Here is a 14,718-nt window from a genome sequence, read left to right as displayed (position 1 = left end):
CATGGGAATTTACTGGATCATAAGTCTTAGCCTGACTTTTGTCGCTCTCGTCGAAGTCATGTTAAGTAAAAATGAAAACACAGCACAAATCAGATCATACGTTTATTTTGTTGCCGTTGTAGTGCTTTTTACTTTCGGCGGCATTCGTGGTCTGGGTACGGGACTCGATGATTTCCAGTATCGTGATTTCTTTGTTCATTTCGTCGATAAAATTACTATTGAAGGATTCTGGCGCACCGCGGATGAATTCCGTTACGAACCGGCGATATATGCGATTGCGGGATTAACGCGTATATTTACTGCTAACCCCGATATCTTTATGTATGTCTTTACTGTGATTGCCGTGTGCGTTAACGCATGGTATTTCCGTAAACTGACACCGTTGCCAATTGTCGCCTTAGCAGTCTACTCCGCGCACTTATTTATCAACAAAGACATGAACCAGATTCGATTTGGCTTATGTTCCGCCTTCTTAATGGGCTTTGTTTATCACATGTCCCGTCGTAGTAAATCCGGGATAATAACCACCTTTATTCTTTCCTTCATCAGTCACGCCACAGGGATTGTTGCTCTCCTGATTCCGATGGCGATGATTGTCAGGAAAAACAAATACATTCCTATTATCATTGTCGTCGCCAGTTTACCTCTCGCCTTTATGGGGAGTTCAGCGCTGATCGCACTGCTATCCAGTCATCTGGGCGGATTAGGTGACAGGGCCATGGGCTATGCTAATCAGGAATCAACGCAGGATCAGGGGATTTTTACCCTATCAAACCTGAAGAATATTGGCTTTGTGTTTATCTTCAGCTTTATGCTGCTGAGTGACCGAATCAAAAACTTCGATCCGGTAAAGTTTAATACTTATTACATCCTGGTCATTACCTTCGCGCTTGGTGCGGGACTGAGGATGGCGCTGCAGGATTATGCATCAGGCGGTCGTTTAGCGAACTTCCTGCTGCAAGTTGAACCGGTGCTTATTTCCCTGTGTATCTGGGAAACCAAAAAATTGAAAAAACTGCTCGCTGTTGGCGTGACGGTGTTAATGGTGCTCTATTATCTATACTACAATACCATTTCAAGCAAACAGTCGATTACCGGTTATGAAGTTTCACATACCTTTAAGATATTCCGCTAAGCCGCCAAAACGCTAACCTCTGGTTAGCGTTTTTTCTTTTAATCTCAGATAAAACTGATGGACGCATAAGGAAAGTCTGAATGTTTTTATGGCCCTGGTCATTGCTTGCTTTTTGATTTTTTTAAACCTCTAATAGGCTCATAACTGCGCCAGCAGAGTTCGGAGTTTTCTTATTAGAGCGATACCTGTTTTCCCCTGATTTTTCTGGCGCGACGTCACTCAATGAAAGAACGCAAATATGAACGAAAAAAACAATTTTGACATCGTCCGATTCTCTCTCGCTTTTATCGTGATGCTGGTGCATAGCGCAGAAGTAACCAGAAACGTCGACATTCGTTTTCTCGATCACTTCCTAAATAGTGACTTTGCAGTAAAAGGTTTTTTCGCAATAAGTGGTTTTCTTATTGCAAAAAGTTACTTAAGAAGCAAATCACTCACGTCCTATTTTATTAAGCGTGCGCAACGTATCTTGCCGGCTTATATATTTGTCATCATTCTGTGCTTTGTGATTGGGATGTGCCTTACGACGCTACCGCTGATGGATTTCCTGAAAAATAAAGAAACTATCAAGTATCTCGTCGCTAACTTCTCTTTCCTAAACTTCATTCAGGCGTCGTTGCCCGGCGTGTTCACCAACAACCCGAATCAGCCGATGGATGGATCGCTGTGGACCATCAAAGCTGAGTTGACGCTGTATGTCCTGCTGCCATTGATTGTTCCGATGATGAAGAAAAACCCTCTTAAAGTGTGGGGCGCGATCTTCGTTATCTCATGCGCCTGGTTCTTCTACTTCACTTCGGTGTACACCGGTCCGAAAGCCGATACTTTAGCGAAGCAGTTTGTCGCACTCTCATCTTACTTCTTCTTTGGTAGCCTGTTGGCGGTGCACCAACCGACCTTTGATCGCCTGAAAGAGATTACGATTATTTCTCTGGTGGTGTTCCTGCTGTTTAAGTCGACCGATTATGCCTTTATTGTCGAGCCAGTAGCGTTCTCTTCCGTGGTGATTCTGTTCTGCACCAATCTGTGCAAAGAGATCAAAATCAGTCAGTACGGCGATCTTTCCTATGGCATGTATCTTTACCACTGGCCGATCATTCAGGTCCTGCAACATTTCGGCGTGTTCGATATCAATGCCTTCCTGGGGCTGGGATTGACCATCGTGATTACGCTCGCGCTGGCTTACACCTCGTGGAATTTGCTGGAGAGTCGTTTCCTGAAACGAGCGCATCACGCTCAGCCATCGATTACGCCACCAACCACCACCGCGCGTGATTGACCCGTTTGACTGAATAGTCAGGCCATTAAAAAACCCCCATCCGGGTAACCTGAAGGGGGTTTGTCGTATTTAGATAGTCGCTCCCATCGAGAGTCGATAATGCAGATTGACCTGTTCAATAGTCGGCTGCTGGTTAATCTTCTTCAGCACAATCTCGGTGGCGACTTTACCCATCTCAAAACGTGGCGTGATCACGCTGGCTAAACGCGGCGTGGTGGCCTGGCCAATCTCCAGCCCGTGAAAACCGGCAATCGCCATCGTCTGTGGCACGGCAATTCCGGCTGCCTGACACTCCTGCAATACGCCGACAGCTAAATCATCATTGGTGCAGAGAATCGCGTCCATTTCCGGATAGAGCTGGCGTGCCAGCGTCATCATGCCCGTACCAATCGATACTGAAGAGACCTTGTTCGGCACAATTCTTCCCGCCGGGAAGCCCGCCGCTTCTACCGCATCACGATAACCCGCATAGCGCTGCTCATCGCGGCGATCGGACATCGAACCAAAATAGATGACGCGCTGTTTGCCGCTGGCCAGCAGCATCGATGTCATATCGTAACCGGCGCGATAGTTATCAAAACCGACGTTGATCCGCCCGCTGGCTTCCGTCAGCCCCATCACTTCCGCCACCGGAATATTGGCGGCATTGAGGTATTTCTCGGCGCGCACCGTGTGCACGGATTCGGTGAGGATCAGCCCTTTGATATTGAACGCCAGCACGGTGGCGATCTGCTCCTCTTCACGCTGGGCGTTGTAGTCGTAATTGACCACCAGCGTCTGATAGCCGTGCGCACTGGTGACCGACTCAATGCCCGCCAGCAGATCGGCAAAGATTTGGTTGTTAAACGAAGGAACCAGCACGCCAATACGCGGCTGACTCTGTTTGGTTGCGGTGGTGTTGTCGCTATCGGGGACGTAGCCGATTTCAGCCATGACGCTGGCGATTTTCTCCGCCGTTTCCGTTTTAACCTTTTCCGGGGTACGTAAATAACGGCTTACCGTCATTTTGGTGACGCCCGCCAGGGTAGCAATATCGTCCAGAGTGATGCGCTGCGTTTTCATTGCGACGTCCGCAAAGATGGCCTGTCAATCAACGTATTATGCCCGTTGCCCGGCAAAAAATGAAACCTACGCTTAACCTCCCTCAGAGAGAGAAATCAGCGTCACATTACAGAATAAAAATTTCACACCGTTGCAAGAAAAAACAAGAATAGTCATATCACGCCTCTCGCCTCTGATAAAAAACCTATCATTTCAGCCAAATATGGCCCTACCGTGAATATTGCCATCAGCAATTTTCGCAACGTCGTTCACACTTTCTGGAAAAAATGATCTAAAAACCATCATTTAGAACATATATTCCAACGCGATGACCTTGAGTGAAAAACGCTGAACATCGATAACCTACACCACTCCTCTTTCTGAACACGTAACGTTCAGGCCGTAGAGACAAGGGGCTATAACAATGGATACCAGGCAAAAACGCTACAACATGAAGTACGTCATACTCTGCTGTACCGTCGCGGCATTTGGCGGACTGCTAATGGGCTATGACTCTTCAATTATCTCCGGTGCAATCGAACCTTTAAGTGAATATTTCCAGTTAACCCCCGCAGAAATCGGCTGGGCCGTTTCCAACATTCTGCTGGGTAGCTTAGTAGGCTGCTTTATTGCCCCGCGACTGAGCGACAAACTCGGACGCAAAAAATCGCTCGCCATTACCGCGTTGCTGTTCACCGTTTCGGTGATCGGCACCGCCATCGCCCACAACTTCACGGTGTTTGTGCTGTTCCGCATCATTGGTGGGCTGGCGATTGGCCTCGCCTCGGTGATTTCGCCGATTTACCTCGCGGAACTGTCGCCCTCGAAGTTTCGCGGCCGTACCACTGCACTCTATGCGGTATGCTGTGTCGGTGGACAATCGGTGGTGTTACTGACCAACTACTTCATCACCAAATCGACGCTGCCCGAGGTGATGATCAACATGGGCTGGCGTTATATTCTGGCTACTGCACTGGTGCCTTGTGCACTGTTCATCTTTTTCATCGCCTTTATCCCGGAATCTCCGCGCTGGAATGTGCTCAAGGGCAAATACGATGAAGCGCTGGATACGCTGACCAAAATTTCCAACCGCGAGCATGCCGAGAGCGTGTTCAATGAAATCAAACACTCGTTCTCAGACAAAACCGCACACCAACATAAATCGCGCCTGCGCCTGGATAAAACCACCATTCCGCTGTTGATCATCGGTATCGGTCTGGCGGTCGGTAACCAGATCAGCGGCATTAACGTCATTCAGTACTTCGGTCCGACATTGCTGAAGAACGTGGCGGGCAGCACCGATTCGGCGTTGCTGCAGACCTTCTGGCTGTCGATTTGTCAGTTTATTGGCGTGCTGGCGGGCATGATGGTGATTGATAAAATTGGCCGCCGTAAGCTGCTGCTGCTGGGGGCTATCACCTCCTGCATCTGCCTCGCTTACTCGTTCATCGCGTTCTATTATCACCTGCCGGGTATGCTGGCGGTGGTGGGTCTGTTTGCCTATATGATTTTCTTTGGCATGACCTGGGGCCAGATTGTCTGGACCGTGCTGGGCGAAATCTTCCCTACCGAAATTCGTTCGATCTGCGTCGGGATTTCCATCTGTGCCATGTCGCTGGCGAACTTTGTGATCAGCAGTACTTTCCCGATCATGAACAGCAGCCCGATGCTGCTGGATCTGTTCCACGGTGGTTTCCCTCTGCTGCTGTTCGCGATTTTCTCTCTGGGAATGTACTTCTTTACCTTCCGCTACCTGCCAGAGACCGCGGGCGTGTCGCTGGAGAAAATTCATGGGCTGGTGCTGGAGAAGTTTAACGTTGAGGCTGATTTGCCACAGAGCACCTCAACGACCAAATCCAGCGAGTCATTTGATATTCCACGGCATTAATGTGATGAAGCGCGCCTAAGAGATGGCGCGCTCATATTGCTCAATCACCGCCAGCGCCAAACCGTTGGCAGGATCAATACGCTGCGGCAGGAAATGCAGCTGCGTGTGGGAGAAGGTAAAGGCCAGCGTGCTGGCCTGCGCCGTTTCTTCAACCGCCTGGATAAAGGCAGGATGCGTATTCCACGGCCCATCAATAATGATGCTCGCCGGGTTCACCAGCTGCATCACATGGCTCAGGGCGTGGCCCAAATGTTGACCGGTGAACGCCATCACTTCACTCACGATCTGCGGTTCACTGGCGGCATTCTGCCAGCGCAGTCCTGTTTTACGCTGCCCCAACTGCTGTTGAATTGCGGGCTGACTGATCAGCGTTTCCAGGCAGCCTGAACGTCCACAGCTACAACGCAGCCCTTTCGGTTGCACCTGCAAATGACCAATCTCCCCGGCGGTCCAGCTGCTGCCGACAAACACTTCGCCCTGTTCCACCAGCGCACCGCCAACCCCTTCACCGATACGCAGATAAAAATGGCTTTGTGCTCTATCCAGATCGAGTTGCTCCACCGAGAGCAGCGCAGCGGCTTTGACGTTATGCATAATGCGCAGCGGCAAACGGCAGGCGCTGACCAGCGGCGTCAAAACATCGACATCCTGCCAGCCAAGATGGGCGGAAAAATGCACCCTGCCGCGCTGTGGATCGATAATGCCGGGAAAGCCTACGGCGATGCCCAGCAGTTCAGGATGCGCGGCGTGCAAGGTCTGGCACACTTCCTCCAGCTCACGCAGCAGCTGCTCAGGATCGGCGGTCGCCGTTTGCCAGGTCTGTTCCGCAATCACCTGCGAGAAATAATCACAGACGCGCCAGTGAATGGCGTTGCGCTCCACCATGATGCCGGCGCTTTTTAGCTTTTCCGCGCGTAGCGAAATTTCGATTTTTGGGCGTCCAGCCGCTGCCACGCTCACCGGGCCGAGTTCGTGAATCAGGCCCTGCGCCAGCAAATCATCCACAATCAGGGATACGGTGTTTTTACTCAGCTGCAGCGCCAGCGCGATATCCTGGCGGGAAGTAATACGTGTGCTACGCAGTTGCGTCATCACGCGCTTAAGGTTGTTTAATCGAAGTAATGCGGGGCCTTTACCGGCTACTTTCATCGCGCGCCCACCTGACTCAATACTCATCACCGCGTACACGGCTGCGATAGCTTTCCCAATCGAAGCGCACCCACAAACTGGTGCCGAGACGCATACGATCCATCACGCGCTCACCTAATAAGCCGTTCATTCCCGCCGGGTCCAGATTCGACAACATGCCGGTTGGGCGTTTTGACGATGAGCGACGATCGACAATCTGATTGATGATCACTTTTTCGTAGCGGGATTCGCTCTGCATGCCGATCTCATCGATCACCAGCAGATCCACATGGCTAAGATCCTGCAGCAAGCGCTCTTCGGTGATGTCGCTGCCACCGCTGAAGGTGCCTTTCATGCTCGACATCAAATCGGCCACGGTGACAATCAATACGCTTTTGCCACGCAGAATGAGGTCGTTACCGATGGCGGCGGCCAGATGGTTTTTTCCGGTGCCAGGGCGGCCAGAAAACACGAAGCTGGCGATGCTGTTGTCGAACCCGGCGGCATACTCCCGCGCCAGCGCGAGTGCTTTGCGCTGACCATCATTCTCGACACGATAGTTATCAAACGAGCAGTTCATGTGCAGCTCACGGATACCGGAACGCCCCATGATACGCTGCATTTTCATGGCGCGGTTTTCGCGCACGATGGCTTCGGAGCGCAGACGGCCCTGCTCCTGATTCCACGCCAGCAGCTCTTCACCGTTTTTAAATTTCGGCTGCACATCCGCAGGCATAAATTTTTTCAGGCGACTGAAAAGATCGTTCGGCGTTTTCATCACTCACCTCGGAATCCATCGGGAATATCATATTGAGTATTGCTGATCTGGGTGACATCGCGCTTGGGCTGACCGCCATTAGCAGCGCGGTTCATTTGTACGCTGCGCGCCAGTTTCTGCTGCCACTGCACATGATGGAACAGTCGGCCTTCGGCCTGCCAGTAAGCCACAAAGGTAGCCAGTTCGGCTGCGGTGACCGGTTCATTCAGCGCCACACCCCAGATGGCGGCCTGCCGCTGAAAATCGTGATCCGGCTGCCAGCCCGCGTACATGGCAAACTTGCCTACCGGTGTGGCAATCGGTGCCGCATCGGTATGGAACAGGCTGTCATCCAGCGTGACATCATTTGGCTGCTGCACTGCGGCTTCCAGCGCCAGCAACTGTGCCAGACGCTGCGGTGTCAGCGCATAAAAAGCGGGCGCATTGTTGTGCAGCACCGCCAGCACGCCGTTATCGGCCTGCTGCAACACGGCAAGCGGATCCTGGCAAAAGCCATCCAGCCCCACCAGCGTTGAAGATAAGATTTTAACTGACATGAAGAAACCTGACGTTGACCAACCCGGAGCGCCGATAGGTTTAGCGCTAAGTGGTCAGTGTACCTGTTTTAACGCGATGGATCGCGCAGGATTTAGAAGCTGGCGCTGACGCCAAGGCTGTAAATAAACTGCTCACCGCTGACCACCGCCCCGGTTTGCGAGAAGGAGGCGAAAGCCGCCATATTTTGCCCAAACGGCACATTGGCCCCCACGCTGACATCCACCCAGTTGCTTTCATGGCCGATCTCCTCGGGGCGATCGCGCAGCGATGACGCATTTTCATCACTCAATTGATGGCTGTAGCTAACCTGTGCCCAGGGTGAAATCCAGTCAAGGGTGGAATCAGCTCGCCAGCCCAGTGAGGCAATATATCCGGCGTGATTGCCATCGACAAATTCACACTTCGGGCAACTCACTCGCGAATCATCCACCGCGAATTGCGCCACCGGACCGGTGCGCAGCGTCGCACTCATCGGCATCTGCCAGCCTGCCGAATAGCGGTTAGCAAAGGGGGCATTCCCCACGCTGGCTTTTTCACTGTGCAGCACCATCGCGCTCTCATCCGGTGAATTAAGCGCGGCATCCATCAGGCTGGTGTCACGATCTTCTGTCAACATCAGGTGATGACTGGAAATCTTTTCAGCAAGTATCGCATTGTAATCCGGCACATAATCCGCGCCCGATTCATCCCATGCGTAAGCCGGCAGCGCCGCAAATAACAGCCACACACTGCCAAAAGCCAGCATGAGATTGTGCTGGCCTGTCCACTCACTTTTCTGCAACATGAAAGACTCCTGACGAGCCAGAAAGGATACGGGCGTTAAGATTCAGGTTTATTGATTATCGGCACCCATTGATTAACTATTAATCGATTCTGTAATACGTCAAGGGATTAACTGTATTTTCCTCATGCTTAGGGAGAGTAATATGCAACGTTGTGGCTGGGTAACACAGGATCCACTCTATCTGGCGTACCACGATAATGAGTGGGGTGTGCCGCAAACTGATAAGCGGGCCTTATTTGAAATGATCTGCCTTGAGGGACAACAGGCGGGTTTGTCGTGGATCACCGTGCTCAAGAAACGTGAGAACTATCGTCGCGCGTTCCACGAATTTGATCCTCAGGCCGTGGCGTTGATGGATGAGGCAGACATGCTGCGCTTGCTGCAAGACAGCGGATTAATTCGTCATCGCGGCAAGCTGGAGGCGATCATCAATAACGCCAAAGCCATGCTGGCGCTGGAAGCGGAAGGCGAAGACTTTTCACGCTTTATCTGGTCATTCGTCGATAATCAGCCGATTTTGCACCGTTTCGCCGATTACAAGCTGGCGCCCACCACCTCCGAGCCTGCCATTGCGCTCTCTAAGGCGTTAAAGAAGCGTGGTTTTAAATTCGTCGGTCCCACAACCTGCCATTCATTTATACAGGCGTGTGGGCTGATTAACGATCATCAAACCAGCTGTTTCTGCCATCCTGATAATCTTTAACGCAAAACTTTACACTTTAAGACTGACCCTCACGCATTTCCCCATTATTGAACGGCATAATAGTGCCGTTTTGGGGCATTTTCCCCGTGTGACTTTGTGAGGGATTTTCAATGAAAAAGCGTAGTTTGACGCTGGCCTTGTTACTCAGCGGCAGCGTTATGCTGTCCGGTTGTACCACCAATCCTTATACCGGCGAATCGCAGGCCGGGAAATCCGGCATCGGCGCGGGCTTAGGTGCCGTGCTGGGTGCAGGCGTTGGCGTGTTGTCATCGTCGAAGAAAGATCGCGGCAAAGGCGCGCTGATTGGTGCCGCATCCGGTGCGGCGCTGGGCGGTGGCGTCGGCTATTACATGGATGTGCAGGAAGCGAAGCTGCGCGATAAAATGCGCGGTACTGGCGTCAGCGTGACGCGTCAGGGCGATAACATCGTGCTGAATATGCCGAATAACGTCACCTTTGACTCTAACAGCAGCAACCTGAAACCCGCAGGTGCTAACACCTTAACAGGTGTCGCGATGGTGCTGAAAGAGTATCCTAAAACCGCCGTCAATGTGGTGGGCTTCACCGACAGCACCGGTACGCGCGCGCTGAATATGCGCCTGTCGCAACAGCGTGCGGATAGCGTGGCCAGCGGCCTGATTCTGCAAGGCGTAGCCCAGAACCGTCTGCGCACGCAGGGCATGGGCCCGGATAATCCGGTGGCCAGCAACAGCACCGAAGCGGGTAAAGCACAAAACCGCCGCGTCGAGATCACGCTGAGTCCACTGGGTTAATCCCGCTCGCCGATCTGTTTCTGCAGATCGGCTTTTCCGCACGTTTTTACACCGCAATTGACGCTTTTTGTATCAGATAACGCTCTATAATCGTCAACCAATAGAGCCGTGAAATACTTTATGCTAGCGTGATCAAAATTTGATCGGTGGAAAACGTCATCATGTCGCTCAAAGCCATTGCCGCTACCCTCGGCCTCTCTGTTACCACCGTGAGTCGTGCGCTAAATGGCTATGACGATGTTGCGGCCGCCACGCGTAAACGTATTGAAGAAGAAGCCACTTCACGCGGCTATCGTCCGAATGATGCCGCGCGCCGTCTGAAGACCGGGCGCGCCAATGCCGTCGGGCTGGTTTTCCCGGTCAGCACTGCCTCTTTGAATGACAGCTATTACAGTGAAATGCTGTTGACGCTGGATCAACGCCTTGCTCAGCATGACATTGATCTGATGATCCTGCCGGATAAACCGCAGGATAAGCACCGCACGCTGATGCGCTTGCTGCGCAGTGGCGCGCTGGATGCGTTGATTCTCACCCATACCCAACCGCATGATATCCGTCTGCAGCGTTTGCAGCAGAAAGGCTATCGCTTTCTCACGCTGGGCCGCAGCCAGCTGCCGCAACCTTATGCCTGGTTTGATTACGATAATCATGCAGGCACCTTGCTGGCCGCTGAACACTGCCTGCAACAAGGGCTGACAAGGCTTGCCTATCTTGGCGGCAACGAGCCCTGCACGTATATCCTCGATCGTCGCCACGGCTTTATCGATGCCCTCACACAGCATCAACCACCTATCGCGCCAACGATGCTGGCCGCGCTGCCGGTAACACGTCGTGCCGGTTACCAGCAAACACAGCGCTGGCTGGCGCAGGATATCGCGCCTCAAGCCATCATCACGGATTGTGCGCCGCTGGGTGAAGGCGCGGCCATCGCGTTGCAGCAGGCCGACCGTTTAAGCGGCGCGCGGGCGATCCCCCTCTATGTCTACGATGGCTTGCCGCATGACTCCATTATCGATCATCCGGTGAACGCGATTTTGCAGCTATCGCAGCAGCGCATTGGCGAACGCGTGGCCGAAATGGTGCTGCAACTGCTGGAAGGTGCACCGCTTGAGGAGCTCCAGACGCTGTGGCAACCGATGTTGCGCCTCACTTCTGATGCACAATGATTGCGTGCGCGCCGCGCTGTGATAGTCTTCGCCTGATTTTATTATTCAGGTGTACGCGATGAAGACCAGGCCGCCACGAGCCACAATCAGTGACGTTGCCCGCACGGCAAAAACCGGTAAAACCAGCGTTTCCCGCTATCTTAATGGCGAAGTGAATCTGCTCTCGCCCGATCTCAAAGCCCGTATTGAACAGGCGATTGCCGACCTCGATTATCGTCCCAGCCAGATGGCACGCGGCCTGAAGCGTGGCCGCACGCGGCTGATTGGCCTGATTATCGCGGATATTACCAATCCCTATTCCGTGGATGTGCTGAGCGGTATCGAAGCGGCCTGCCGTGCGCAGGGCTTTACGCTGCTGATGTGTAACACCAACAACGAAGTCGATCGCGAGCAGTATTATCTGCAACTGCTGAGCAGCTATCAGGTTGAGGGCATCGTGGTGAACGCGGTCGGGATGCACGAAGAGGTGCTGAAGCGCCTGCAGCAGTCGATGCTGCCGATGGTGCTGATTGACCGTAAAATTCCTGACTTCGCCTGTGATGTGGTTGGCCTGAATAACCCCGAAGCCGCGCAAATTGCCACCCAGCATCTGCTGGACAACGGTTACGATGCCCTGCTGTTCCTCAGCGAACCCTTGGGTAGCGTTAACACCCGCCGTGAACGACTCGGCGCGTTCTATGACACCTGTAAAGCCCACGCCGGCGTGATGGCGGAAAACGCCGAAGTCCCCCTGCATCAGCCAGAACAGTTGGAGCAGGTGCTGCGGACATTCCAGCAACGCCACAGTGACAAACGCTGCGCGGTGATGGCCGCCAACGGAGCCCTGACCTTGCAGGTGGCGCGCGCCTTGCAGCGGCTCGAACAGCGCTGGGGTGAAACCATTGGCCTGCTTGGTTTTGATGAGCTGGAGTGGGCCGCACTGGCGGGCGTGGGCATCACCACCCTGAAACAGCCCACCTGGCAAATTGGCTATGCGGCGCTGGAACAGGTGATCTCACGCATTGACGGTAATGAGCAGCCGATCAATGAGCAGGTTTTCCCCGGTGAGCTCATTGTGCGCGGCTCCAGCCAGCCGCTGCGTTAATCCCCCTTTCTCCGGCTCACTTCGTGAGCAGGATCATAATTCCACACTCTCTTTCTTTCATTTGGAACCGGTTCCATTTAGGTTTTTTTTAAGACATCGATTTAAAACAACGGGCGGCTCAGACCGCATCCTTCCGAGTTCAATGGAGAGACAACATGGCACATCCGGAAATCATCGTGGTCACCGCCGCCTACGGCACGCACAAAGTCGCTGAATTGGGTGGTCAAACCGCCCTGCTGCCGCTGATCAAATCCGCTGGCGCGGATGGCGTAGAAATCCGTCGTGAGCTATTCAGCGAAGATGATCTGCTGAGACTGCACTCGCTCAACGAGGCAATTGCTCAACAGCAGCTGAGTGCCAGCTACTCGGTGCCGGAAGCGTTGTGGCTGGAAGATGGCTCGCTCAACCCTCGTCTGGGGCAGTTCCTGCTGGAAGCCGAACAGATTGGCGCTAAGCGTTTGAAAATCGCCCTCGGCCATTTTGTCGATCTCTCCGACGCTGCGCTGGTTGAGGTACTCGCCGCATCGCCAGTAACCGTGGTGGTGGAAAACGATCAAACGCCAGACAGCAAACTGGCCCCGATGCAGACCTTCTTCCATCGTGCCTGCGATGCCGCCCTGCCGCTGGATATGACCTTCGACATGGGCAACTGGCAGTGGACCGGCGAAGACGCTTTGCAGGCCGCAGCGCAGCTCAGCCGTTACGTCAGCTACATTCACGTGAAAGCCGCGGTGCCACATGGCGAGAGCTTCCGTGCGGTGGCGCTGGACGAAACCGACGGCAGCTGGCGCACATTGCTTAACGCACTGCCTGCTGATGCGCCGCGCGGCATCGAGTTCCCACTCGAAGGCGAAGATCTGCTGGCCGTGACACGCCATTACGTTGAATTGCTGCGTGCGCTGTAAGGAGTCGATGATGAAGCAACTGGATGTGGTCACGATTGGCGAAGCGATGGCGATGTTTATCGCTCAGCAAAGCGGGGATCTCGCCGCCGCAGAGGGCTTCGTCAAACGTATTGCCGGTGCCGAACTGAATGTAGCCATCGGCCTGGCGCGCCTTGGTTTACAGGTCGGCTGGGTCAGCCGCGTCGGCGATGACAGTTTCGGCCGTTTTACGCTGCAACAGCTGGCGAAAGAGAAGGTCGATCATCACAGTGTGACCACCGATACCCGCTATCGCACCGGTTTTCAGCTCAAGTCGCGCGTCGATGACGGTTCCGATCCTGAAGTGGAATATTTCCGTGCAGGCTCCGCCGCCAGCCATCTGTCACCAGACGATTTTAATGCGGATTATTTTGGTGGCGCGCGCCACCTGCACCTGAGCGGCGTGGCCGCCGCCCTCTCCGACAGCTCGCTTGAGTTGACCAAACATGCGGCCAAAGAGATGCGTTCGCGCGGCAAAACCATCTCCTTCGATCCGAATTTGCGCCCGGTGTTATGGCGCAGCGAGGAGGAAATGCGTAAGCAGCTGAATCTGCTGGCAGAGTACGCAGACTGGGTGCTGCCGGGTGAGAAAGAAGGGTTCATTCTGACCGGCTATCGTCAGCCAGAAGCCATCGCCGATTTCTATCTGGATAAAGGTGTACGGGCTGTGGTGATCAAAACCGGCTGCGACGGCGCCTGGTACAAAACTGCCGACGGTGAAAAGGGCAATGTCGCACCGATTCTCGTCGATAACGTGGTGGATACCGTAGGCGCGGGCGATGGTTTTGCCGTGGGCCTGATCAGCGCATTGCTGGAAGGCAAATCGCTGCCACAGGCGATTCTGCGCGGTAACAAGATTGGTTCGCTGGCGATTCAGGTCGCCGGCGACAGTGAAGGCCTGCCGACGCGCGCGGCGCTGGGCGATTTTTAATTAAGCGGTTGCCTTAATCGGTGACCCTGCAGGAGGGTACGCATTCAGGTGTACCTGGTTAATCCGTCTGTCTCTACAAAACCCGATTATTTCGAGGCGCATCCATTGAATGTGCCCGCCTCAAAACAGAGGAGTCACCCATGAAATCGCAGACAATCGCGCCAAAACGCTGGTGGTTTATCATGCCCATCGTGTTTATCACCTACAGTCTGGCATATCTGGACCGGGCGAACTTTAGCTTCGCCTCTGCCGCAGGGATTAATGACGATCTCGGCATCACCAAAGGCATGTCATCGCTGTTGGGTGCCCTGTTCTTCCTTGGCTATTTCTTCTTCCAGATCCCCGGCGCGGTGTATGCCGAACGCCGCAGCGTGAAGAAGCTGATTTTCTGGTGCCTGATTCTGTGGGGCGGCTGTGCCTCATTAACCGGCGTGGTAAGCAACCTTCCGATGCTGGCAGCGATTCGTTTCGTGCTTGGCGTGCTGGAAGCGGCGGTGATGCCGGCGATGCTGCTTTACCCCAGTCACTGGTTCCCTAACTCGGCCCGTTCGCGCGCCAATCCTTTCCT

The 14,718-nt window shown here is 53.7% G+C and carries 15 protein-coding genes; 10 read left to right on the top strand and 5 right to left on the bottom strand.

All coding sequences use genetic code 11. The features are described 5' to 3' along the window. Window position 1: 1 nt before the first annotated feature. Both RT340_RS06030 and RT340_RS06025 read left to right on the top strand, forming a co-directional pair. Window positions 2-1,135, top strand: coding sequence for an EpsG family protein (locus RT340_RS06030; protein ID WP_160833324.1), 1,134 nt, complete (start codon window positions 2-4; stop codon window positions 1,133-1,135). Window positions 1,136-1,373: 238 nt separating this feature from the next. Further along, window positions 1,374-2,414: an acyltransferase family protein gene (locus tag RT340_RS06025; protein WP_211728880.1), complete on the top strand. Its 1,041-nt coding sequence runs from the start codon at window positions 1,374-1,376 to the stop codon at window positions 2,412-2,414. A gap of 69 nt (window positions 2,415-2,483) precedes the next feature. Here the strand turns inward: RT340_RS06025 and RT340_RS06020 are convergent, their stop codons facing one another. Beyond that, a complete protein-coding gene (locus tag RT340_RS06020) occupies window positions 2,484-3,476 on the bottom strand; it encodes a LacI family DNA-binding transcriptional regulator (RefSeq protein ID WP_034829964.1) in 993 nt (330 codons plus the stop codon). Window positions 3,477-3,879: 403 nt separating this feature from the next. Here RT340_RS06020 and RT340_RS06015 point away from each other — a divergent pair, with 403 nt between their 5' ends. Beyond that, entirely contained in the window at window positions 3,880-5,343 is a 1,464-nt protein-coding gene (locus tag RT340_RS06015) for a sugar porter family MFS transporter (protein ID WP_211728881.1), read from the top strand. A gap of 15 nt (window positions 5,344-5,358) precedes the next feature. On the opposite strand, the gene RT340_RS06010 is transcribed toward RT340_RS06015, so the two are convergent. The 4 genes from RT340_RS06010 to RT340_RS05995 form a co-directional block, all read right to left on the bottom strand. Then, entirely contained in the window at window positions 5,359-6,492 is a 1,134-nt protein-coding gene (locus tag RT340_RS06010) for an ROK family protein (protein ID WP_211728882.1), read from the bottom strand. 16 nt (window positions 6,493-6,508) lie between these two features. Further along, window positions 6,509-7,249: a DNA replication protein DnaC gene (dnaC, locus tag RT340_RS06005; protein WP_034829969.1), complete on the bottom strand. Its 741-nt coding sequence runs from the start codon at window positions 7,247-7,249 to the stop codon at window positions 6,509-6,511. Further along, entirely contained in the window at window positions 7,249-7,785 is a 537-nt protein-coding gene (dnaT, locus tag RT340_RS06000; protein WP_211728883.1) for a primosomal protein DnaT, read from the bottom strand. Before dnaT ends, dnaC begins: the two co-directional genes overlap by 1 nt. A gap of 92 nt (window positions 7,786-7,877) precedes the next feature. Beyond that, entirely contained in the window at window positions 7,878-8,570 is a 693-nt protein-coding gene (locus RT340_RS05995) for an autotransporter domain-containing protein (protein ID WP_211728884.1), read from the bottom strand. A gap of 142 nt (window positions 8,571-8,712) precedes the next feature. On the opposite strand from RT340_RS05995, the gene RT340_RS05990 reads away from it, so the two are divergent. The 7 genes from RT340_RS05990 to RT340_RS05960 all read left to right on the top strand — a co-directional run. Next, window positions 8,713-9,273, top strand: coding sequence for a DNA-3-methyladenine glycosylase I (locus RT340_RS05990; protein WP_211728885.1), 561 nt, complete (start codon window positions 8,713-8,715; stop codon window positions 9,271-9,273). 110 nt (window positions 9,274-9,383) lie between these two features. Beyond that, window positions 9,384-10,046, top strand: a complete 663-nt coding sequence (locus tag RT340_RS05985) for an OmpA family lipoprotein (RefSeq protein WP_211728886.1) — start codon at window positions 9,384-9,386, stop codon at window positions 10,044-10,046. Window positions 10,047-10,207: 161 nt separating this feature from the next. Then, entirely contained in the window at window positions 10,208-11,212 is a 1,005-nt protein-coding gene (locus RT340_RS05980; protein WP_211728887.1) for a LacI family DNA-binding transcriptional regulator, read from the top strand. 58 nt (window positions 11,213-11,270) lie between these two features. Beyond that, window positions 11,271-12,296, top strand: coding sequence for a LacI family DNA-binding transcriptional regulator (locus tag RT340_RS05975; RefSeq protein WP_097118443.1), 1,026 nt, complete (start codon window positions 11,271-11,273; stop codon window positions 12,294-12,296). Window positions 12,297-12,451: 155 nt separating this feature from the next. Beyond that, complete coding sequence (locus RT340_RS05970) at window positions 12,452-13,201, top strand: sugar phosphate isomerase/epimerase family protein (RefSeq protein WP_211728888.1); 750 nt, start codon at window positions 12,452-12,454, stop codon at window positions 13,199-13,201. A 7-nt stretch (window positions 13,202-13,208) separates the two neighbouring features. After that, window positions 13,209-14,150: a sugar kinase gene (locus RT340_RS05965; protein WP_211728889.1), complete on the top strand. Its 942-nt coding sequence runs from the start codon at window positions 13,209-13,211 to the stop codon at window positions 14,148-14,150. A gap of 140 nt (window positions 14,151-14,290) precedes the next feature. Next, the coding region (locus RT340_RS05960; RefSeq protein WP_313374758.1) for an MFS transporter at window positions 14,291-14,718 on the top strand (428 nt) is incomplete at its 3' end.

Source organism: Pantoea sp. CTOTU50773 (genome assembly GCF_032082325.1).
In the GTDB taxonomy this organism is placed as follows: Bacteria; Pseudomonadota; Gammaproteobacteria; order Enterobacterales; family Enterobacteriaceae; genus Pantoea; species Pantoea communis.
The sequence above is the reverse complement of the archived record's forward strand: the minus strand, read 5'-3'. Positions and strand labels throughout refer to the sequence as shown.